This window comes from Micromonospora sp. BL1, from assembly GCF_003667485.1.
In the GTDB taxonomy this organism is placed as follows: Bacteria; Actinomycetota; Actinomycetes; order Mycobacteriales; family Micromonosporaceae; genus Micromonospora; species Micromonospora tulbaghiae.
The window spans coordinates 34,471-55,604 of sequence record NZ_RCVK01000196.1; the positions used below are offsets into that span (position 1 = coordinate 34,471).

The window sequence follows — 21,134 nt, forward strand, 5'->3', positions numbered from 1 at the left end:
GGTCAGAGCAGCCCGGCCAGTTCCAGCTGGGTACGCACGCGGCCCGTCTCGGCGGCGTCGAGCGGCCGCAGCGGCAGCGACACCGCGTTGCCGGCGATGACACCCAGCAGCGCCAGGGCGGTCTTGAACGCGCCGACGCCCCGGGTGGCGCCCGCCGAGGTGGCCGGGTCGGCCGCGTCGACGATGCGGAACAGCCGGGTCAGGCGGTCCTGCTCCCGCCGGGCGGCGGCCCAGTCGCCGGCCACGCAGGCGCGGTGCAGCCGCACGTATCCGGCCGGGTCCACGTTGCCCAGTCCGGGCACCGAGCCGGAGCCACCGGCGAGCATCATCGCGTCGACCACCACCTCGTGGCCGGTGAGCAGGCTGAAGTCGCGCTCCGGCGCGCGCTCGGCGACGGCCAGCGCGAGCTGGCGGAACGCGACGTCGTCGCCGCTGGAGTCCTTGACGCCGGCCAGCACACCCTCGGCGGCGAGCCGGGTCAGCAGGTCGACGGAGAGCTTGCTGTGCACGCAGACCGGGATGTCGTACGCCAGCAGCGGAAGCTCGACCGCCGCGGCGACCGCCCGGAAGTGCCGCTCGATCTCGTGCGGGCCGACGATGGCGTAGAACGGCGCGGTCACGACCAGGCCGTCCGCGCCCAGCCGGGTGGACGCCTCGGCCCGCTCCACGACCCGGCGGGTGGTGGGCTCGATGCAGCCGGCGATGACCGGCACGGCGCCGCCGGCGGTCTTCACGATGGTCTCCAGGGCCAGGTCCCGCTGCCGGTCGGTGAGGAAGACCGTCTCGCCGGAGCTGCCGAGGGCGAAGATGCCGTCGACACCGGCGTCGAGCAGCCACTCGACCAGCCGTTCCAGGGAACGGACGTCGACCTCGCCCTCCTCGGTCAGGGGGGTCACGGCCGGCGGCACGACTCCGGCGAACCGCGGGGCTGGGGTGGTCACAGGTTCTCCTCGACAGACTCAGATGTGGTGCGGCCGGCCGCCGGGGTGGCGAGCGCGACCAGTTCGGTGTTCGCGGTTCCGGCGGGCACCGGGTGGTGGCAGCGGAACTCGTGGCCCTCGCCCTCGGCGGGGCGCGGCGCCGGCATGTCCACGGCGCAGCCGTCCGTGGCGGCCCAGCAGCGGGTCCGGAACGGGCAGCCGCTCGGCGGCCGGGTGGCCGACGGGACCGGTCCGACCAGCGGGATGGGCTCGATCGGTGACAGCAGGCCCGGCGTGGCCGAGAACAACGCCCGGGTGTACGGGTGCCGGCCGCCCTCGGGCAGCAGGTCGGCGGGCGTCTGCTCGACGATCCGGCCCAGGTACATGGTGACGACCCGGTCGCTGACCCGCTTGACGGTCTGGATGTCGTGCGAGACCAGCACCATGGCCAGCCCGAGCCGGTCCTTGAGGTCCAGCAGCAGGTTCAGGATCTGAGCCCGCACCGACACGTCGAGCGCGCTCGTCGGCTCGTCGGCGATGACCAGTCCCGGTTCCAGGGCCAGCGCGCGGGCGATGGACACCCGCTGACGCTGGCCGCCGGAGAGCTGGCTGGGCAGCACGTCGGCGACCGAGCGCGGCAGGCCCACCAGGGCCATCAGCTCGGCCACCCGCTGCTCGCGCTGCTGCCGGGTGCCCCGGCGATGCACGTCCAGCGGATCACGCAGGATGTCGCGTACCGGCATGCGGCGGTTCAGCGAGGTGGCCGGGTCCTGGAAGATCATGCCGACGCCCGCGCCGATGTGCTCGCGCCGCTCGGCGGTGCTCATCGACCACACGTCCTTGCCGGCGAAGGACACCGTGCCGCTGGTCGGCCGTTGCAGGCCGACGAGCACCTTTGCGAGCGTGGACTTGCCGCAGCCGGACTCGCCCACGATGCCGACCGTCTCGCCGGCCCGGATCACCAGGTCGGCGCCGGTGAGCGCGTAGACCTTGTCCCGGCTGAACATGCCGCCGCCGCGCGCGGCGTGCACCACGTGCACGTCGCTCAGCTCGGCGATCGGCCGGTGCTCGGCGGTGGCGCTCATCGGGCCGGCTCCTTCTCGCTGACGGTGACGGCGGGGTGGTGGCAGGCGTACCCGTGGCCGTCCGTGCCCTCCAGGGCGGGCGCGGTGTCCCGGCAGATCTCGGTCGCCATCGGACAGCGGTCGGAGAACCGGCAGCCCTTCGGGAAGTCGGCCGGTGACGGCACCACGCCGCGGATCTGGGTGAGCCGTTCCGCGCCGGTCTCCAGCGACAGGACGGAACCGAGCAGCCCGCGGGCGTAGTGGTGGGCGGGCGCCTCCATCACGTCGGCGGTCACGCCGGTCTCCACGATCTGCCCGCCGTACATCACCACGACCCGGTCGGAGACGTCGCTGACCAGGGCGAGGTCGTGGCTGACCAGGATGAGGGCGAAGCCGAGCCGCTCGCGCAGGTCCAGCAGCAGCTTCATCACCTGGGCCTGCACCGTGACGTCGAGCGCGGTGGTCGGCTCGTCGGCGATGATCAGCTTCGGGTCGCGGGACAGCGCCATGGCGATCACCACGCGCTGCCGCTGCCCGCCGGACAGCTCGTGCGGGTACGCGGCGAGCGTGCGCTGCGGGTCCAGCCCGACCAGCCGCATCAGCTCCTCGGCCGAGCGGGTGCCGCCGCGCCGGATCATCTGGGCGAGCTGGGCGCCGACGCGCAGCGCCGGGTTCAGCGCCGACAGGGCGTCCTGGTAGACCATGGCGATCTCGCGCCCCATCAGGGCCCGGCGGCCCTTGGCGTTCAGCGTCAGCAGGTTGGTGTCCTGGAAGCGGATCTCGCCGCGTACCCGGGCGCCCTTCGGCAGCAGGCCCATCACGGCCAGGACACTGAGCGACTTGCCGGAGCCGGACTCCCCGACCAGGCCGACGACCTCGCCTGGGCGGACGTCGAAGGAGAGCCCGTCGACGATGTCCACGCCGCGGTGGCGGCCCTCGAAGCCGATGGACAGGTTGCTGACCTGAAGGACGGGCCGGCCCTGCGGCAGCGGGCGGGCGCGTTCGCGCAGCCGCCGCGCCGCCTCGGCGAGGCCGGGCAGCTCGACCACCTCACCGGTGCCGGGCTGCGCCTGCTCCAGCGCGTCACCGCTGGTGGTGGACGTGGCGCGGCGCGCCGCCGGTGCGGCCCACGCGTCGGACATGCCCTCGGAGAGCACGTTGAGCGCCAGCACGGTGAGCAGGATCAGCAGGCCGGGGAAGAACGTGGCCCACCAGCCGCCGATCTGCACCATCTCCTTGCCGAACGCGATCACCGAGCCCCACGAGGAGGCCGCCTCCTGCGGGGCGAGGCCGCCGCCGATGAAGGACAGCGACGCCTCGAAGACGATCGCGTCGGCGACCATGACGGTGACGAAGACGAGGATCGGCGCGGCGCAGTTGCGCAGGACGTGCCGCCAGAGGATGTGCGGTCGCCGGGCGCCGATGATGCGCTCGGCGGCCACGTAGTCCTCGCCGTACTGGGACAGCACGTTGGCGCGGACGATGCGCGCGACCGACGGGGTGAACACGAAGCCGATCGCGATCACGAGGACCAGCAGGCTGTTCTTGCCGAACGAGATGATCAGCAGCGCGGAGAGCACGATCGTGGGGAAGGCCATGACCACGTCGAGGCAGCGCATGATGATCTCGTCGACGACGGTGCGGCTGCTTCCCGCGACGGCGCCGAGGATCGCGCCGACCACCAGCGCGATGCCGGCCGCGCCGAAGCCGACGATCAGGGAGCGCCGGGTGCCGGCGACCAGCCGGGAGAACACGTCGCGGCCGAGCTTGTCCAGCCCGAACCAGAAGTCGCCGTTCGGGCCGGTCAGCGCCGGACCGAGCCCGGTCTGGGTGGGGTCGTGGCGCAGCAGCAGCGGGGCCAGCACGCCTACCACGACGATGAGCGCGACGAAGCCGAGCGCGAACCGGGCCGCGACACCCAGCCGGGCGAAGGCCATGCCGGGGCGGGACAGCCGCGTGGTGAGGGACCGGCGCATCAGTGGCCTCCGCGCAGTCGGGGGTTGGCGAAGAGGTAGAGGATGTCGACGACCAGGTTCACCAGCACGAAGCAGAGCGCGATGGTCAGGACGGTGCCCTGGGCCAGCGCGGTGTCGTTCTGCTGGACGGCGCTCATGATCTGGGTGCCCATGCCGGGCAGCGAGAAGATGGCCTCGATGACGACGGTGCCGCCGATGAGGTAGCCGATCCGCAGGCCGAGCGCGGTGAGCGGATTGACCAGCGCGTTGCGCAGCACGTTGCGGCCGACCACCACACGCGGCGGCAGTCCGGCGCCGATCGCCGTGCGGACGTAGTCCTTGTCGAGTTCCTCGACCATCGACGTCCGGACGATGCGGGCCAGCGAGCAGCCGACCGGTACGGCCAGCGCCAGCGCGGGCATGGCCAGCGACTGCAACCACAGACCGACCGAGTCGGCGGGGTTGACGTAGCCGCCGGTCGGGAAGATCGGGCGGCGGACGGAGAACTCCTGGATGAACAGCAGGGCCAGCCAGAACGAGGGCGTGGCGATGCCGGCCATGGAGACGATCCGGATGACCTGGTCGGGCCAGCGGTCCCGGTACAGGGCGGCCGGGATGCCGAGGGCCAGGGCGATGACGAGCGCGCCGACGACGCCGAGCACGGTCAGCTGGATGGTCAGCGGCAGCGCCATGGCGATCTTCTCGGCGACCGGGACCGACGGCGGGAACGTCATCCCGAGGTCGCCGCGGACGAGGTCGCCGAGGAAGTGCAGGTAGCGCAACGGCAGCGGGTCGTTGAGGCCGTTGGCGGCGCGGAACGCCTCGACCTGCGCCGGCGTGGCCTGGTCACCGAGGACGGACAACGCCGGGTCGATCGGGGAGAACTGCATGATCACGAAGACGAAGAGCGTGATGCCCAGCACCAGGGGGATCAGCGTCAGGAATCGTCGTGCGACCAGGTTCAGGACGGTCAGCATGGATTCTCTTTCTCGTGGCGGGGCGCCGGGACGCCCCACCCGGCCGCACGGGTCACGTGGGGCCGGGCGGGACGCCTGCGGGGCCGGAACCCCGAGCGCGGGCTCAGCCGGTCCGGCCGGTGCCCAGGAAGTACAGGCCGGTGGTGGAGGCGCCGGAGAAGCCGTCCACCTTGGCCGGGTCGTACGCGGTGACGACCTTGGTGTGCAGGATCGGGTACAGCGGCACCTGGTCCGCCGCCATGTCCAGGGCCTGCTTCCACAGCGCCTTGCGGGCCGTCTCGTCGGAGGTCTGCGCGGCCTTGTCCAGCAGGTCGCCCATGGCCTTGCGGTCGGCGTCGCTCCAGCGGTAGCGCTGGCCCGGCCAGGTCTCGCCGAAGTAGTACCAGCGCATCAGCAGGTCGGTGTCGACGCCGAAGACGCTCGGGTCACCGGTGGCCATGAGCACCCGGAAGGTGTCCTTGGGGACGATGTCGCCGTAGATGGCCGAGGACGGCACGGTGTTCAGCGTGGCGTTGACGCCGATCTTCTTCCACTGCTCGATGACCAGCGGGGCGACGTCCTTGACCACCGAGCTGTCGGTGGTGTCGAGCCGGAACGACAGGTTGGTGACGCCGGCCTCCTGGAGCAGGGCCTTGGCCTTGTCCGGGTTGTAGTCGTAGACGGTGGCGGCCTTCTGGTAGGCCTTGTTGCCCTCGTCGAGGTAGCTCGTCGCCGGGCTGCCGTAGCCGTTGAGCGCGGTCTTGATGACCGCCTCCTTGTCGATGGCGTAGTGCAGGGCCTGGCGCACCCGCTTGTCGCTGAACGGCGCGGCGGAGTTGTTGAACATGAGGAAGACCTGGTTGAAGGCCTGCTTCACGTCGATCGTGTACTTGTCCTTGAGCGAGTCCACGTTCAGGTACGGCACGGCCTCGATGGCCTGCACCCGGCCGCCCTGCAGGTCCGACACGCGGGCCGACGCCTCGGTGGTGGTGTTCCACGTCATCGTCTCGACCTTGGCGGCGCGCGGGCCGTTGTAGTTCGCGTTCTTGCTCAGCTTGACGCCGGACTCCTTGGACGCGCTGTCCACCTTGAACGGCCCTGAGCCGATCGGGGCGGTGTCGAACGCCTTGGCCGCGGCCGGGTCACCGGTCTTGGCCTTGGGCACGACCTTGATGACCGAGATCCGCTCGCTGAACAGGGCGAACGGGTACTTCAGCGTGAACTCGACGGTCGTCGCGTCCTTGGCGGTGACGCTGTCGAGGAACGACACGAAGCCCTGCATCAGCGGCGGCGCCTTCGGGTCCGCGGGCTTGAGCACGCGGGTGAAGGACCAGGCCACGTCCTCGGCGGTGACCGGGGTGCCGTCGGAGAACTTCGCTCCGTCACGCAGCGTCACGGTGTAGGTCCGGCCGTCGGCCCCGGGGGTCGGGTCGCTCTTGGCCAGGGCGTTGTAGGGTTCCCGCGTGATCGGGTCGAGGTCGACGAGGCCCTCGAAGACGTGCTGGTTGACCGCTGTCGCCACGGCCGAGGAGGCGTTGCTGGGATCGAAACCGCTGGAGAGCGTGAAGGCCAGCGTGGCCTCGATCGACGTGCCCCCCTTCCCGTCGCCCACGGCGTTGGTCGAGGCGGGACCGCCACTGCAGGCCGCCAGCGCGACCGCGAGGCCCCCCGCGAGGGAGGCGACGGCCAGGGAGCGGGCGCGGCCGCGCAGGACGCGCCGGCTCCCCGACGGCTTACCGGTGGTGCTCACGTAGCTGCCTCCATAGGCTCTTCATGCGCTCGCGTGACCGCTCGCGCTCGGGGATGTGAAGCATAAGGTGTATGACGTCTGACGTCTGATGCCGGTAGGGTGAGGGTGTCAGATTCGGGAACGAAGGGCAAGGGGCAGATGACGACCATTGACGCCAGTCCGCTACGCGGCGCCGAGCGGCCGAGCCCTCGCCGGCAGGAGGTCGCCACCAGGATCAAGGAGTACATCCTGCGCAACCGCCTGAAGCCGGGAAACCTCCTGCCCACCGAGACGGAACTGTGCGAGGCCGTCGGTGCCAGCCGCTCCAGCGTCCGCGAGGCCGTCAAGATCCTTTCCGCGCTCGACATCGTCGAGGTACGCCACGGCCACGGCACGTTCGTCGGCCGGATGTCCCTCAACGCCCTGGTGGAGAGCCTGACGTTCCGGGGTCTGCTCAGCGGCGAGGACGACCACCGCGTACTGGCCCAGGTCGTCGACGTCCGCCAGACTCTGGAGCAGGGCCTGGCCGCCACCGTCATCGACGCCCTCGACGAGCAGCACCGGTCGGAGCTGTCCGCGCTCGCCGACGAGATGCACAGCCGGGCCGCCCGGGGCGAGGACTTCCTCGACGTCGACCGCGCGTTCCACCTGAAGCTCATGGAACCCCTCGGCAACGACCTGCTGGTCCAGTTGACCGAGGCGTTCTGGCAGGTGCAGGCCATCGTCGCACCCACACTGCAGACCGAGCCGGAGGACCGGGTCATCACCGCCCAGCGGCACCAGGCGATCGTCGCCGCCCTCACCGCCGCCGACGCGACGGCGCTGCGCTCGGCCGTCGCCGAGCACTACGCGCCCATCCGGGCCAGCATCGCCCGCGCCGCGCAGTCCTGACCCGCCGTACGCCGGGACCTGTCGTTCGAGCCTGATCGAAGGTCTCTGTCCCGGGGCACGCCCCGTGCCGAAGCTGTCTTCTGACGGGCGCATCGGGCGCCCCGGACGGCCGAGGTGCATGTCATGGCGGTGGTGTCGCGCCGAGCGCGGTCAATGTGGTACGCCGTCGCGGTCCCCGCCGCCCTCGCGGCGGCGGTGGCCGGGGCACTGGGCGCGCGCCCGGACGTCGCGCCGCCGTCCGAGACTCACCGCACGCCCGCGGCGAGTGCCGCCGCCGTGCCGGTCCCGCCCGCCGCCGCCCCGGCCGCCGAGGTGCGGTACGCCGCCACGCAGGTGCTGATCCGCGACTGCATGCAGCGTCGCGGGTTCCGCTACTGGCCGGTTCCCCGGCAGCCGGTGCCGGAGCTGCGCGAGTTCCCGTACGTCCTCGACGACGTCTCCTACGCCCGCCGGTACGGATACGGCGGCGCCCTGGAACGCCGCCTCCAGGAGGCGATGGCGGCCGACCCGAACGCCCGGTACGTCCGGGAACTGCCCCCGGAACGCGGCGCCGCCGCCGTACGCGCGGTCAACGGCGACCCCGGCGAGCCCGACGCCCTGCGCGCGACGCTGCCGGCCGGCGGCGTGCTGCGCCGCAGCAGCCACAGCTGCACGTCCGAGGCGGAGCGACAGCTCTACCGCGACCTGCCCGGCTGGTACCGCGCCACGAAGGTCACGGACAACCTGGCCGGCCTGCGCGTCGGCCGGGTGCTCGCCGACCCCCGCTACGCCGACGGCGTACGGGCGTGGCGGCGGTGCATGCGCGCCGACGGGCACGACGTGGCCGACCCGGCATCGGCCCGCGCGTCGGTGCCCGAGCCGGCAGCCGGCTCCGCCACGCCCGGCGAGATCAGGCTGGCGGTGGCCGAGGCGACCTGTGCGGCCCGGACCGGGCTCGGCCCGCTCGCCCGGCGGCTCGACGCCGAGCATCGGGGCGCCCTCGACAGGCGGTTCCGCACCGAGGTCTCCGAACGGCTCCGCCTGGAGGCCGCCGCGCTGCCGCGGGCACGCGCCGTGCTGGCTGCCGGCTGACCCACCCCCACGACGTCCGTGGCGGCCCGCCACGGAAGGACCCGACCGAAGGGAAACACCATGAGAGCACTACGGTCCGCGCTGGCCACAGTGGCCGCGGCGGCAGCCGCGCTGGCCTTCACCGCCACCGCCGCCCAGGCCGCGCCCCGGCCGACCCCGCACGCGGACGCGACGCAGCGCGCCGCCGCGGGCAGCGGCTACCTGTACGTCAGCCAGGACGCCTACTGGGCGGGCCGGTGGTGCTGGTGGTACAACGCCGACAACAACTGGGACACGATCAACACGGCGGAGAACGCCAACTGCGACAACAACAACCGGGCCAGCATGCGCAACCTGGCGTCCTCGGCCTGGAACGACTCGAACGGCGGCCGGCCGGTCGCCCTCTACATCCACCCCGACTACACCGGTGCGTACGCCTGTCTCGGCGCCGGCGACGCGTGGGACAACCTCACCGGGGCCTGGTTCACCTGGGGCTCCAACCGGGACGGCTACATGGCGAACGCCAACGACAACATCGCCTCCCACCGGTGGCGCACGAGCTGCAGCGCGGGCTGAGACACCGCGGGGCGGCAGCCGTCCGGCTGCCGCCCCGCCTTACCTTCTTACAGTGATATACGTCAATGTCGTGGACGAGACTGAGTACGGCGGCGCGCGTCGGAACACTGTGCGTCATGGGGACGCTACGCATCCACTTCACGGCCGGGGACCTCAGCAGCACCCGGCTGGCGGCCCGGCCCGATCCACTGTGGGAGATCATCTGCAGCCTGCACCGCCTCCAGACCCGGGCCGGTTACGCGGGCTACGCCCGGTGGCACCGGCAGATCCGTCCGGACCTGGAGCGCGCCGGTCTCGTCCCGGTCGTCCGCGAGCGGCTCCTGCCCGTCGCGCCGCTCAAGCGCTACTTCCCGGACTTCCTCACACCCGGCCCGGTCGCCGACCTCGACGAGGGGATCGACCGGGTGCTCGGCACCCCGACCCGGCGGATCCGCACCGAACTCGGGCGGATGGTGACGCCCGTCGACGGCGCGTGGATGAGCGATCTGGCGGCCGGCCGGCTCGCCGCCCGGCACGGCCTCGGCGACGCGCTGCGCGCCTACTTCCGGGTCGCGCTCGCTCCCTACTGGACGCAGATCACCTCCGCCGTCTCCGGCGACCGGGCGCTGCGCGGAGCCTGGGTCCTCGACAGCGGCGCCGGGCAGATCCTCGACGACCTGAGCCCGGAGACGTCCTGGGATCCGCCGGTGCTGTCCGTGCACGGCTACCCCGAGGACCGGGACATGCATCTCGACGGCCGGGGCATCACGCTGGTCCCGTCGTACTTCTGCTGGCACGCGCCGATCACGCTGGCCGACCCCGACCTGCCGCCGACGCTCGTCTACCCGGCGCGCCGGCAGCGACCGGAACCGACGCCGCCGGCCGGCCCGCAACGCCGGCTCGGCCCGCTGCTCGGCCACACCCGGGTCGCGGTCCTGCGCGCCGCCGCGAGCGGCGCCACCACCGGCGAGCTGGCCCGGCGTGCCCGCATCTCGCCGGCCACCACCAGCCATCACACCACCATCCTGCGCGAGGCCGGACTGATCACCAGCCAGCGGCACGGCAACCTGGTGCTGCACCGGCTCACCGCGATGGGCGAGGCACTGCTCGGCGAGACGGCCGGGCCGGACCGCTGACGACTCCCCGGGCCGGACGGGGACGTCGACCGGAACCGATCCTTGACGGGCCGGGGTGAATCCGCCTAGCGTGCAGACATCGGACATCTGACGTCTTATAGCTGGTCCGATTTCCCCCTCCCCCGTCCGGAAGGAACCACGTGTCCCCTCGCCGCGCCATACCGCGCCGCGCAACCGTCCTCGCGGTGGCCGCCCTCACCCTCCTCTCCGTACTGCACGCGACCGCGGCCCAGGCCGCCGCCCCCGCCGGCGTGACCGCCACCGTCGGTGCCGACTGCACCGCCGGCCGGCTGCTGCTCGACCTCGACAACGGCAGCACCACGGCGCAGACCTACACCGTCACCTGGCCGGGCCGCTCCGGCTCGCCGTGGACCCGCACGGTCGCCGCCGGTGGCAACGCCGAGCTGTACTGGACGCTGTCCCCCGGCACGCCGTACACGCTGCGCACCACGACCCCGACCGGCCTGGACGAGACCACCAGCGGCATCTTCCACTGCGGCACCGGAATGTCCGCGCTGGCCGGCTTCGACTGCACGAACGGCCGCCTCCAGCTCGCCCTGGAGAACCGCACCACGACGGCCCGGGACTTCACAGTCACCTGGCCCGGACGCACCGGCTCGCCGTGGACCCGCACCATCGCCGCCGGTGGCAACTTCCTGCACTACTGGACCGTCGGCGCCGGCACCCCGTACACGCTGCGGGTCACCGCGCCGGGCTTCGACACCACGCTGCGCGGCACCACCTCCTGCGACCTGGCCGCCGGCAACCCGCAGCTCGCCACCACCACGCTGCTGACCACGCAGACCGTGATCCGCGGCCTCAACGGCGCGAACGGCCGCTACGACGGCACCGTCGCCTCGGTCCGCATCCCCGGCCTGGCCGTCACCAACAACGGCACCGTCATCGCCGTGGCCGACGCCCGGGTCAACGGCTCGTACGACCTCGGCGGCGGCACCAACAACATCCAGATCGTGATGATCCGCAGCACCGACGGCGGGCGCACCTTCGAGCAGCCCCGCGTCATCCACGCCCCGCCCACCACCAGCGAGGGCGTCGGCGACCCCAGCCTGCTCGTCGACCGCGCCACCGGTGTCGTCTACTGCTTCTTCACCTACTCCCCCCGGCCCGGCATCAGCTTCTGGTCCGGCGGCTCCGGCCTGAACACCGCCGACGACCCGAACAGCATGCGCCTGCGCTACATCACCAGCCGGGACAACGGCGCCACCTGGAGCGCTCCGGTGGAGCTGAACCCGGCGGTCAAGGACCCGGCCTGGCAGCAGGCGTTCTTCTCCTCCGGCCACGGCATCCAGACCAGCACCGGCCGCCTGATCCAGCCGATCGCCTACCGGGACGCCTCGGGCACCAGCCACGCCGCGAACATCTACAGCGACGACCACGGCGCGACCTGGCGGCGCGGCGGATCCGCCGGTGGCAACATCAACGAGAGCAAGGCCATCGAGCGCGGCACCGGCGCGGTGGTGCAGAACATGCGGCACAACTCGACCCGCAGCCGGTTCTACGCCACCTCCACCGACGGTGCCGCCACGTTCGGCCCGGCGACGGCGAGCGCCGTGCTGACCGACCCGCTCTGCAACGCCGACGAGATGTCCTACCTGCGGCCCGCCGAGGTCGGCGCGAACCGGGCGCCGGTACGCACCCGCACGGCGCTGTTCAGCAACAACGCGCACCCGAGCGCGCGCAACGACCTCACCGTACGGCTGTCCACCGACGACGGCGCGACCTGGCCGGCCCGGGCGCTGGTCAAGCCCGGCGGCGCCGGGTACTCGACGATGGCGGTGCTGGCCGACGGCACGGTCGGCAACCTGTACGAGGTGGGCAACACCGGCGGCATCTACTTCGCCCGGTTCAGCCTCGACTGGGTCAAGGGCGCCTGAGAGCCGTGTCCCGCCCGGACAGCGGCGTCCGGGCGGGACACGGTCAGCGCTGCCAGCGGACCACGCCGCCGACCACTGTCAGCGCCACGGTCACCTCGCGCAGCTCCGCCGCGTCGACCCGGTACGGGTCGGTGGGCAGCACGATGAAGTCGGCGAGCATGCCGGAGCGCAACCGGCCCTTCAGGTGCTCCTCGTACGAGGCGTACGCGCCCGCCTCGGTGAAGCAGCGCAACGCCGTGTCCAGGTCGAGCCGCTCGTGCGGGTCGACGCCGCCGGGCGGGGTGCCGTCGGGCTGCTGGCGGGTCACCGCGGCGTGGATGCCGAAGAACGGATCGGGGTCCTCCACCGGGGCGTCCGACCCGAACGCCACTGTCGCCCCGGCGTCGAGCAGGCTGCGCCACGCGTACGAGGCCAGGCCCCGGCCGGCCAGCATCCGGGTGGTCAGCGGGATGTCGCTGGTGCAGTGGGTGGGCTGCATCGAGGCGATCACGCCGGAGCGGGCGAGCAGCGGCACGTCGTCCGGCAGCAGGTGCTGGGTGTGCTCGATCCGGTGCCGCAGCCGCGCCACCGCGCCGGGATCGGCCGACTCGCGCCAGCGCGCGTACGCCCGCAGCACCATCCGGTTCGCCGCGTCGCCGATGGCGTGCGCGGCCACCGCGATCCCCGCCCCGGCGGCGGTCGCCACCAGCCGCTCGAACTCCTCGGCCGGGGTGACGGCGATGCCGTGGTTGCCGGGCTCCCCGTCGTACGGCTCGGTCATCAGGCAGGTGTGTGAGCCGAGCGCGCCGTCGGTGAAGATCTTCACCGGGCCGGTGCTCAGCCAGCGGTCGCCGTCCCCGGTGGCCCAGCCGCTGTCGATCGCCTCGTCCAGGGCCGTCGCGGGGATCGTCTTGTGCACCCGCAGCGGCAGCTCGCCGCGCGCGTACAGCGTCTCGTAGGCGGCGCGGGCGTCCTGCCCGTCGAGGTCGTGGATGCCGGTCAGCCCGGCGGCGAGCAGCCGCGGCAGGTGGGTGCGCAACTGCGCGACCAGGTCGCCGGCGTGCGGGGAACGCACCACCGCGTACGCCGCGTCCGCCGCCGCCTCGCGCAGGATGCCGGTCGGTTCGCCGTGCTCGTCCCGCGCGATCTGCCCGCCGGCCGGGTCGGGGGTGGTGGCGTCGATGCCGAGGCGGGCCAGGGCGGCGGTGTTCACCCAGATGGTGTGACCGTCGATGCTGGGCAGGGCCGCCGGCCGGTCCGGGCAGACCCGGTCCAGGTCGGTGCGGGTCGGCTGCACCGGCCGGGCCCACTTGTTGCTGTCCCACCCGCCGCCGAACAGCCAGGCGTCCGGCGGCAGTGTGGCGGCGTGCCGGGCGATCCGGGTCAGCGCCTCGTCGAGGCTCGCCGTGCCGCGCAGGTCCACCTGGTCCAGCCCGCGCACGTAGGACGCCGCGTGGATGTGACTGTCGATCAGCCCGGGCAGCACGGCCGCCCCGCCGAGGTCGACCCGGCGCGCGCCGCCGCCGGCCCGGTCCCGGCACTCGGCGAGGTCACCGACGGCGACGATCCGCTCGCCGCGGACCAGCATCGCCTCGGCGTACGGGCGGTCCGGGTCGAGCGTGTGGATGCGGGCGTTCTCGTAGACCGTGCCGCTCATGGGCTCCCTGCCTCGGCGCTCGTACGGAGTCTCAGGACGTGTGGACCGGCGACGTCTCCTCCGGCTCACCGGCCCGGTCCGCGCGGATCCGGTCGATGTGGTCGGCCAGCTCGTCGGTGATCAGCAGATCGCGCCGGATGTCGTCGTGCGGGTACGCCGTCCGCCCGACCATGTGCGCCGCGACCGGTGCGGTGGCGAGCTGGAACAGGCCCACCAGGACCAGCGTGGTGATGTCCACGCCGGTACGCAGCCGCAGCGCGCAGCCGAGCAGCACCAGCAGCAGCCCGAGCACCTGCGGCTTGGCCGCCGCGTGCATCCGCGACAGCACGTCCGGGAAGCGGACCAGCGCGATGCCCGCGGCGAGGCAGAGCAGGGCGCCGGCGATCAGGCAGATGCCGGCGACGGTGTCCAGGATCGCGTCGATCATCACTTCGAGCTTCTCCGGGACGCGAACCGGGCGACGCTCACCGAGCCGACGAACCCGACCAGGGCGAGGACCACCAGGACCGGAAGCGCCGTGGCGTCCCGGCTGTAGGCCGCCTCGGTGGCGATGGCCGCGACCGCGACGGCGAGCAGCACGTCGGTGGCGACGGCCCGGTCGAGGATCGACGGCCCGCGGATGATGCGGACGAGGGTGAGCCCACCGGCCGCGACGAGCAGCGCGGTGACGATCACGGCGATGACGGTCACGTCGGTGCTCCTTCCAGGTCGACCGACCCGGACGGGCCGGTGGGTACGGATCGGCGGATCAGGCTCAGCTCCTCGGCCGAGCCGACGGCGGCGACGATGCGCTCCTCCAGCTCCAGCACGCCCTGCCGGAAGCGCTCCACCTCGTCGAGGCTGCGGATGCCGATGACGTGCACGTAGAGCGTGCCGGTGCTCCGGTCGGCCTCCAGGATCAGGCTGCCCGGCACCAGCGACAGGGCCTCGGCGTTGAGGGTGAGGTTGAGGTCGGTGTTCACCCGCAGCGGCACCGCGATGATCGCCGAGTGCGGGTGCTCGGACCGGACGGCCAGCCAGGCCACCTGCGCGGACGCCACCACCAGGTCGTACAGGAAGCGGACCACGAACCGCAGCAGCGGCACCGGCCGGATCCGGCCGGCGAACGTGACGGGGGGAAGCGGGAAGACCACCAGCAGCACGGCCGCGACCACGAGTCCGCTGAGCACGTTGGCCCAGCTGAAGGTGCCCCACAGCAGCACCCAGACGGTGACCAGGCCGGTCACCGCGATGGCCCGGTTGCGCCAGCGGTCACGGCGGGTCAGTGGCGCTTTCGGCTGACTGGTCACGGCGGTCCCTCCGGGAACACGGCCTCGACGTACGGGGCACGGCGCAACAGGTCGTCGGCGGCGTCGGTGCTGATGTCGAACAGCGGTCCGGCCACCACCGTCAGCGCCAGGCCGAGCACCACGAGGGCGGCGGTGGACACCGTCATCAGCCGGGGCAGCACCGCCCCGGCCGGCGCCGGGCCGTCGTGCGGCTGCTCGGCGCCGTCGGTGCGGGCCGCCTGGTCGGCGTCGCCGGGCTCCGGCATGTCCGCGTGCGGGGCCCGCCAGAAGGCGAGGTTCCACACCCGGGCGATGGCGTAGAGCGTGAGCAGGCTGGTGAGAAGTCCCCCGGCGACGAGCGACCAGGCCAGGAACCCGCCGTCGTCGACGCCGGCCTGGACCAGGCCGAGCTTGCCGAGGAACCCGGAGAACGGTGGTATGCCGGCCAGGTTCAGCGCGGGCACGAAGAACAGCACGGCGAGCAGGGGTGACAGCCGGGCCAGGCCGCCGAGGCGGTCCAGCGCGGTGCTGCCGCCGCGTCGTTCGACCAGGCCGGCGGCGAGGAACAGCGTGGTCTGGATGGTGATGTGGTGCACCACGTAGAAGATCGCCGCGGACAGGCCGAGCGGGGTGGTCAACCCGACCCCGAACAGCATGTACCCGATGTGGCTGACGAGCGTGAACGACAGCAGCCGTTTGATGTCCGACTGGGCCACCGCGCCGAGGATGCCCACCACCATGGTCAGCGCCGCTATCACCATGAGCAGGTCGGCGGTGCGGCCGCCGGGGAACAGCAGCGTCTCGGTACGGATGATCGCGTACACGCCGACCTTGGTGAGCAGGCCCGCGAAGACCGCCGTCACCGGGGCGGGCGCGGTCGGGTAGCTGTCCGGCAGCCACGCCGACAGCGGGAACACCGCCGCCTTGATCCCGAACGCGAGCAGCAGCATGCCCTGCAGCACCAGGCGGATGTCGTCGGGCAGCGCGTCCAGGCGGTCGGCGAGCTGCGCCAGGTTCAGCGTGCCGGTGGCGGAGTAGACCAGGCCGATCGCCACCAGGAAGATCAGCGACGAGAGCAGGCTGACCACGACGTACGTGGTGCCGGCCCGGATCCGCGTCTCGGTGCTGCCGAGCGTCAGCAGCACGTAGCTCGCCACCAGCAGGATCTCGAAGCCGACGTAGAGGTTGAACAGGTCGCCGGAGAGGAAGGCGTTGCAGACGCCCGCGGTCAGCACCAGGTAGGTCGGGTGGTAGACCGACAGCGGCGTCTCCTCGTTGCCGTCGGCCATGCCCTGCCCGATGGAGTAGACGAGCACGCACAGGGTGACCGAGGCGGACACCACGAGCATCAGCGCGGCGAGCTGGTCGGCGACGAGCACGATGCCCATCGGCGCCACCCAGCCGCCCACCTCCACCACGAGCGGGCCGTCCAGCGAGGAGCGGACCAGGAGCATCGCGGCCACCGCGACGGTGGCGGTGAGCACGATGATGCTGACCCACCGCTGGGCGCGGGCCCGGCGGGCCAGCAGCAGGGTGAGGGCGGCGCCGAGCAGCGGCATCACCACCGGCAGCGGGACGAGCCAGGTCATCGGACGGCCTCCGCCTCACCGGCGGCGAGCACCCGGGCCTCGGGGCTGCCGTCGTCGGCCTCGAAGTTGTCCGAGTCCGAGGTGCCCGGGCCCTCGTCCCGGTCGGCCAGCTCCATGATCCGGCGGTCCTCGACGTCGTCCTGCACCTCGTCGTGCCCGTTGAGGTGCCAGCTCCGGTAGGCCAGCGCGAGCAGGAACGCGGTCATGCCGAGCGTGATCACGATCGCGGTCAGCACCATCGCCTGCGGCAACGGGTCGGACATGTCCTCCTGGGCGGTGGTGCCGACGATCGGCGGGCCTCCGGCCCGGCCGCCGGTGAGCAGCAGCAGGTTCGCGCCGTTGCCGAGCAGGATGACCCCCATCAGGACACGGGTGAGGCTGCGTTCCAGCAGCAGGGTGACGCCGGTGGCGAACAGGACGCCGATCACCACGACGTAGACCAGGTTGGGGACGTTCGGGCTCATACCAGCTCCTCTTCCCGTACGCCGGCCGGTCCGGTCTCCTGTTCGTCGACCTCCTCCTGGCGGTCCATCTCGGCGCCCAGGCTGCGCAGGATGTCCAGTACGAGGCCGACCACGATGAGATAGACGCCGACGTCGAAGAAGACCGACGTCACGAAGTGCACGTGGCCCAGCAACGGCAGGTGGAAGTCGAGCGTCGCGCTCTGCAGGAACTCGCCGCCCAGCAGCATCGCGGCCACGCCGGTGCCGACCGCGACGAACAGCCCCGCGCCGAGCACCAGGCCCGCGTCCACGGGCGCGGCGCCGTTGAGTTCGGTACGCCCGCCCGCCAGGTACCGCACGGCGAGCCCCAGCCCGGCGACCAGACCGGCGGCGAACCCGCCACCGGGGGCGTTGTGGCCGGAGAAGAGCAGGTAGATCGAGAACAGCAGGATGGCGTGGAACAGCAGCCGGGTGACCACCTGGAGGATGACCGACTGCTGCCGGGAGGTCGCGCCGCCGGTCAGCCAGCGCGGGCGCGACGACTGCTGCCGGCCGGCGCCGGGGATGCCGCTGCGCAGGTCCAGCGCGCGGGAGCGGCGGAAGATCAGGCTGGCCACGCCGGTGGCGGCCACCACCAGCACGGCGATCTCGCCCATCGTGTCCCAGGCCCGGATGTCGACGAGCGTCACGTTCACCACGTTCTTGCCGCCGCCGTAGGAGACCGCCTCGTCCGGGAAGCCGACCGAGATCGGCGTCGCGGTCCGGCTGCCCGCCGCCACGTACGCCATGCCGGCGGTGACCACGCCGACGGCGACGCCGAGCGCGACGCGGAACCGCCGGGTGGCGCGGATCGGGCGGGCCGAGAACCGGCGCGGCAGCCGGCGCAGCACCAGCACGAACATCACGATCGTGACGGTCTCCACCAGGAACTGGGTGAGCGCGAGGTCGGGCGCGCCGTGCAGGATGAACATCAGCGCCGTGCCGTAGCCGGTCACTCCGACCAGGATCATCGCGGTCAGCCGGCGGCGGGCGCGCGCGGCCACCAGCGCCGCGACGACGATGACCGCGCCGGCGACGGCCTGCAACGGGGTGTCCCAGAGCTGGAACCGCCGGGCCCACGGCGCGCCGGCGAGCACCGCGCCGCCGGGCAGCACGACCAGGACCAGCAGGATGACGCCCAGGTAGAACGGCAGCGAGCCGCGCTGGGTGGCGCCGGTCAGTTCCACCGCCGCGCGGTCGACCGCGCCGGCCAGCCGGTCGTAGCCGCTGGCGCCGTCGAAGGGCAGCCGCGGCAGGTACGGCCGGCGCCGGTGCAGCAGCAGGAACAGTCCGAGGCCACCCGCCACCGCGAGCGCCGACAGGCCCAGCGCCGGGGTCAGCCCGTGCCAGAGGGCCAGGTGGTAGCCGGGGTCGGCGGTCGGGAACTGGTCGGCGTACGGGGCCAGCACCCGGTCCACCGCCGGGGCGAGGACGCCGACCGCGAGACCGGCGAGGGCGAGCACCGCCGCCGGGCCGATGAACGCCGGCTCGATCCGGTGCGGCCGGGTCTCCTTCACGCCGGGCTTGGCGGCGAACGCGCCCCAGAGGAAGCGCGCGGTGTACGCGACGGTCAGCGCCGAGCCGGTCACCACTCCGGCGAGCACCAGCAGTTCGGTCGTGCCGCCGTGCAGGAACGCCTCGAGCGCGGCCTCCTTGGCCACGAAGCCGATCAGCGGCGGCAGACCCGCCATGGAGGCGGCGGCGAGTCCGGCGACCGCCGCCAGCACCGGCGCGCGGCGGCCCAGGCCGCTGAGCTCCCGCAGGTCGCGGGTGCCGGTGACGTGGTCGACGACGCCGACGACGAGGAACAGGGTGGCTTTGAACAGGGCGTGCGCCAGCAGCATCGCGGCACCGGCCAGCGCGGTGTCGCGGGTGCCCGCGCCGAGGATCACCATGAGCAGGCCGAGCTGGCTCACGGTGCCGTACGCCAGCAGCAGCTTCAGGTCGACCTGCCGCAGCGCCGTCCAGCCGCCGAGGAACAGGGTGATCAGGCCGCCGGCCAGCAGGACGCCGCGCCACACGGTGGCCTGGCCCACCGCGGGGCCCATCAGCGCGGCCAGGAACACGCCCGCTTTCACCATGGCCGCGGCGTGCAGGTAGGCGCTGACCGGCGTGGGCGCGGCCATCGCGCGCGGCAGCCAGAAGCTGAACGGGAAGATCGCGGACTTGCTGGTCACGCCGAGCAGGACGAGCACCAGCGCGACGGTGAGGTAGCCGCCCTCGGGCAGGTTCCCGGCGATCTCCGACCACCGGTACGAGCCGGCGTGCTGGCCGAGCATCACGAAACCGGCGAGCATCGCCAGGCCGCCCAGCGTGGTCACCAGCAGGGCCTGCATCGCCGCGCGGCGGCTGGCCCGCTTGGTCGGGTCGCTGCCGATCAGCAGGTAGGAGAAGACGGTGGTGAGTTCCCAGAACACGTACAGCAGCAGCAGGTCGTCGGAGACGACCAGGCCGAGCATCGCGCCGGCGAACGCCACGAACACCGCGGCGAACCGGCCGAGGCCGGGATCGTCGGACCGGAAGTAGCGCGCGCTGTAGGCCAGCACGAGGGCGCCGACCCCACCGACGAGCAGCACCAGCAGCCAGGACAGCGTGCCCATGCGCAGCGCGAGTTCCAGACCCAGCTGCGGCACCCAGGTGACGGTCTCGACGACGGGCCGGCCCGCGCGGACCGGTTCGGTACGGGTCACCGCCCAGATCAGCGCCGCCGCCGGGACGGCCGCCAGCAGATAGAGAGCCCGCCTGCCGAGGAGGCGTACCAGCACGGGGGCGGTCAAGGCTGCGAACGCATGGACCGCCACCAGAACCAGCACACACACTCCTCAAGATCGACCTGCGGTACGTCAACCCTAACCGGCGATGCGGCGAGGCGGTATGTCGAGAGAATCACGCGAACGTGTCGTGTCGGCTCCGCTCTGCTTCGGGTAAGGAGTGAGGTTTGCTCTGCCCGGTACAGCGGTCGCGTCCGGCGGGCGCCCCGATAGGGTGGTCGGCGTGCTGCCGATGCGAGCCGCCCTGGCGGGCACCACCGGAAACGCGATGCTGATGGGCCTCGCCGAGGTCAGCACGCCGGTCGGCTGGGTGCTGCTGCCCGGCCTGCTCGGCGTCTCGGCCCGGCCCCGGACGGCGGCGCTGGTGTCGGCCTGGGCGGGCGTGCTGGTCGCGCTGTCGGTCGTCGTACCGGTGATCCCCGGCCACCGCACTGATCCACAGGCGCTGCTCGCCTCGGCGGCCAGCCTGGCCGCCGTGCCGTTCCTGGCCTGGGCTCGCCGCCGGACGCGGACCGCCACCGTGACGCGCGCCGCCGCGCCGCCGGACGTCGCGGTGTTCACCGTGCCGGCCGGTCCCGGGAGCGCCGCGCTGGCGATCTGCGGCACCGCCGGGGAGATCGGCGCCGCCGTCCCGGTCCGCGGCGGCGGGCTGCGCGTCCTGCTCGGCACCGTCACCGGCGCCACGCTCGACACGCCCGCCGGGCGCCGGGCGATCGAGCAGGCGTTCCACCGGGCCGCCGCCGGACCACGGCGCACACTGCCGCACCTGGTCGACGCGCTGGAGAAGGTGGTCCGCGACCTCGCCCCGGCGGGCCACCTGCGCGCCACCATCGTCGACGTGGACCGAGCCGGGTCGGTACGGGCGGTGCGGTGCGGCTCGCCGGACCTCGTCGTCGCCGCCGGACGCCGCGCCGAACCCGCCGGAGTGCCCGAGGGACCGGCGATCGGGTCGACGGAGCCGGGCGAACGCGCCGCGCCCGGCCCGGTCACCGGCCGCCGGATCGCCGTCGTCGGCACCGGCTTCACCGACGCGCACGGGGAGCGCTGGCTGCGCGTACTCGATCAGGTGGCCGCCGGCGACGACCCGGCACGGACGGCGCAGCTGCTGACCCGCGGCGCCCGGGGCGGGCGGCGCACCGGCCCGGCGCTGGTGATCGACGGCGGAACCACTGTCGCGGGGATGACCGGCGGCGCACGCGGGCCCGCCGCCTAGGCTGGTGCGGTGGGCCGGCGTCCG

The 21,134-nt window shown here is 73.0% G+C and carries 18 protein-coding genes; 6 read left to right on the plus strand and 12 right to left on the minus strand.

Annotated elements, in window-relative coordinates; genetic code table 11:
- Positions 1 to 2: 2 nt before the first annotated feature.
- The 5 genes from EAD96_RS09910 to EAD96_RS09930 form a co-directional block, all read right to left on the minus strand.
- Positions 3 to 941, minus strand: coding sequence for a dihydrodipicolinate synthase family protein (locus EAD96_RS09910; RefSeq protein ID WP_121684061.1), 939 nt, complete (start codon positions 939 to 941; stop codon positions 3 to 5).
- Positions 938 to 2,005, minus strand: a complete 1,068-nt coding sequence (locus EAD96_RS09915; protein ID WP_121684062.1) for an ABC transporter ATP-binding protein — start codon at positions 2,003 to 2,005, stop codon at positions 938 to 940. The genes EAD96_RS09910 and EAD96_RS09915 overlap by 4 nt, the downstream gene beginning before the upstream one ends.
- Positions 2,002 to 3,960, minus strand: coding sequence for a dipeptide/oligopeptide/nickel ABC transporter permease/ATP-binding protein (locus EAD96_RS09920; RefSeq protein WP_120570309.1), 1,959 nt, complete (start codon positions 3,958 to 3,960; stop codon positions 2,002 to 2,004). Before EAD96_RS09920 ends, EAD96_RS09915 begins: the two co-directional genes overlap by 4 nt.
- Complete coding sequence (locus EAD96_RS09925) at positions 3,960 to 4,916, minus strand: ABC transporter permease (RefSeq protein WP_120570310.1); 957 nt, start codon at positions 4,914 to 4,916, stop codon at positions 3,960 to 3,962. Before EAD96_RS09925 ends, EAD96_RS09920 begins: the two co-directional genes overlap by 1 nt.
- Positions 4,917 to 5,019: 103 nt before the next feature.
- Positions 5,020 to 6,645 (minus strand): ABC transporter substrate-binding protein, encoded by a 1,626-nt coding sequence (locus tag EAD96_RS09930; RefSeq protein ID WP_121684063.1) that lies wholly within the window; start codon positions 6,643 to 6,645, stop codon positions 5,020 to 5,022.
- Positions 6,646 to 6,783: 138 nt separating this feature from the next.
- Here EAD96_RS09930 and EAD96_RS09935 point away from each other — a divergent pair, with 138 nt between their 5' ends.
- The 5 genes from EAD96_RS09935 (at position 6,784) to EAD96_RS09955 (ending at position 12,151) form a co-directional block, all read left to right on the plus strand.
- On the plus strand, positions 6,784 to 7,515 hold the full coding sequence (locus EAD96_RS09935; protein ID WP_120570312.1) for a FadR/GntR family transcriptional regulator: 732 nt from the start codon (positions 6,784 to 6,786) through the stop codon (positions 7,513 to 7,515).
- 123 nt (positions 7,516 to 7,638) lie between these two features.
- The gene (locus EAD96_RS09940) at positions 7,639 to 8,586 is read left to right on the plus strand and encodes a hypothetical protein (protein WP_121684064.1); all 948 of its coding nucleotides are present in this window, start codon (positions 7,639 to 7,641) and stop codon (positions 8,584 to 8,586) included.
- Positions 8,587 to 8,646: 60 nt separating this feature from the next.
- Positions 8,647 to 9,141, plus strand: a complete 495-nt coding sequence (locus tag EAD96_RS09945; RefSeq protein ID WP_121684065.1) for a hypothetical protein — start codon at positions 8,647 to 8,649, stop codon at positions 9,139 to 9,141.
- Positions 9,142 to 9,257: 116 nt separating this feature from the next.
- A complete protein-coding gene (locus tag EAD96_RS09950) occupies positions 9,258 to 10,256 on the plus strand; it encodes a helix-turn-helix domain-containing protein (protein WP_120570315.1) in 999 nt (332 codons plus the stop codon).
- Positions 10,257 to 10,441: 185 nt separating this feature from the next.
- The gene (locus EAD96_RS09955; RefSeq protein WP_121684066.1) at positions 10,442 to 12,151 is read left to right on the plus strand and encodes an exo-alpha-sialidase; all 1,710 of its coding nucleotides are present in this window, start codon (positions 10,442 to 10,444) and stop codon (positions 12,149 to 12,151) included.
- A gap of 43 nt (positions 12,152 to 12,194) precedes the next feature.
- Here the strand turns inward: EAD96_RS09955 and EAD96_RS09960 are convergent, their stop codons facing one another.
- From EAD96_RS09960 to EAD96_RS09990, 7 genes are read right to left on the minus strand one after another with little or no spacing between them, the layout of a single operon-like run.
- Positions 12,195 to 13,787, minus strand: coding sequence for an amidohydrolase (locus EAD96_RS09960; protein ID WP_120570317.1), 1,593 nt, complete (start codon positions 13,785 to 13,787; stop codon positions 12,195 to 12,197).
- 31 nt (positions 13,788 to 13,818) lie between these two features.
- Positions 13,819 to 14,217 (minus strand): monovalent cation/H(+) antiporter subunit G, encoded by a 399-nt coding sequence (mnhG, locus tag EAD96_RS09965; protein WP_121684067.1) that lies wholly within the window; start codon positions 14,215 to 14,217, stop codon positions 13,819 to 13,821.
- On the minus strand, positions 14,214 to 14,477 hold the full coding sequence (locus EAD96_RS09970; protein WP_091425167.1) for a monovalent cation/H+ antiporter complex subunit F: 264 nt from the start codon (positions 14,475 to 14,477) through the stop codon (positions 14,214 to 14,216). The genes mnhG and EAD96_RS09970 overlap by 4 nt, the downstream gene beginning before the upstream one ends.
- Positions 14,474 to 15,076 (minus strand): Na+/H+ antiporter subunit E, encoded by a 603-nt coding sequence (locus EAD96_RS09975; RefSeq protein ID WP_120570319.1) that lies wholly within the window; start codon positions 15,074 to 15,076, stop codon positions 14,474 to 14,476. Before EAD96_RS09975 ends, EAD96_RS09970 begins: the two co-directional genes overlap by 4 nt.
- Positions 15,073 to 16,644 carry a Na+/H+ antiporter subunit D gene (locus EAD96_RS09980; RefSeq protein ID WP_013477154.1) on the minus strand — a complete coding sequence of 524 codons (1,572 nt, stop codon included), beginning with the start codon at positions 16,642 to 16,644 and terminating at the stop codon, positions 15,073 to 15,075. The genes EAD96_RS09975 and EAD96_RS09980 overlap by 4 nt, the downstream gene beginning before the upstream one ends.
- Positions 16,641 to 17,108: a Na(+)/H(+) antiporter subunit C gene (locus tag EAD96_RS09985; RefSeq protein WP_030268938.1), complete on the minus strand. Its 468-nt coding sequence runs from the start codon at positions 17,106 to 17,108 to the stop codon at positions 16,641 to 16,643. Before EAD96_RS09985 ends, EAD96_RS09980 begins: the two co-directional genes overlap by 4 nt.
- Positions 17,105 to 19,939, minus strand: coding sequence for a Na+/H+ antiporter subunit A (locus tag EAD96_RS09990; RefSeq protein ID WP_121684068.1), 2,835 nt, complete (start codon positions 19,937 to 19,939; stop codon positions 17,105 to 17,107). Before EAD96_RS09990 ends, EAD96_RS09985 begins: the two co-directional genes overlap by 4 nt.
- A 190-nt stretch (positions 19,940 to 20,129) precedes the next feature.
- Here EAD96_RS09990 and EAD96_RS09995 point away from each other — a divergent pair, with 190 nt between their 5' ends.
- Positions 20,130 to 21,110: a hypothetical protein gene (locus EAD96_RS09995; protein ID WP_121684081.1), complete on the plus strand. Its 981-nt coding sequence runs from the start codon at positions 20,130 to 20,132 to the stop codon at positions 21,108 to 21,110.
- The last annotated feature ends 24 nt before the right edge of the window (positions 21,111 to 21,134 follow it).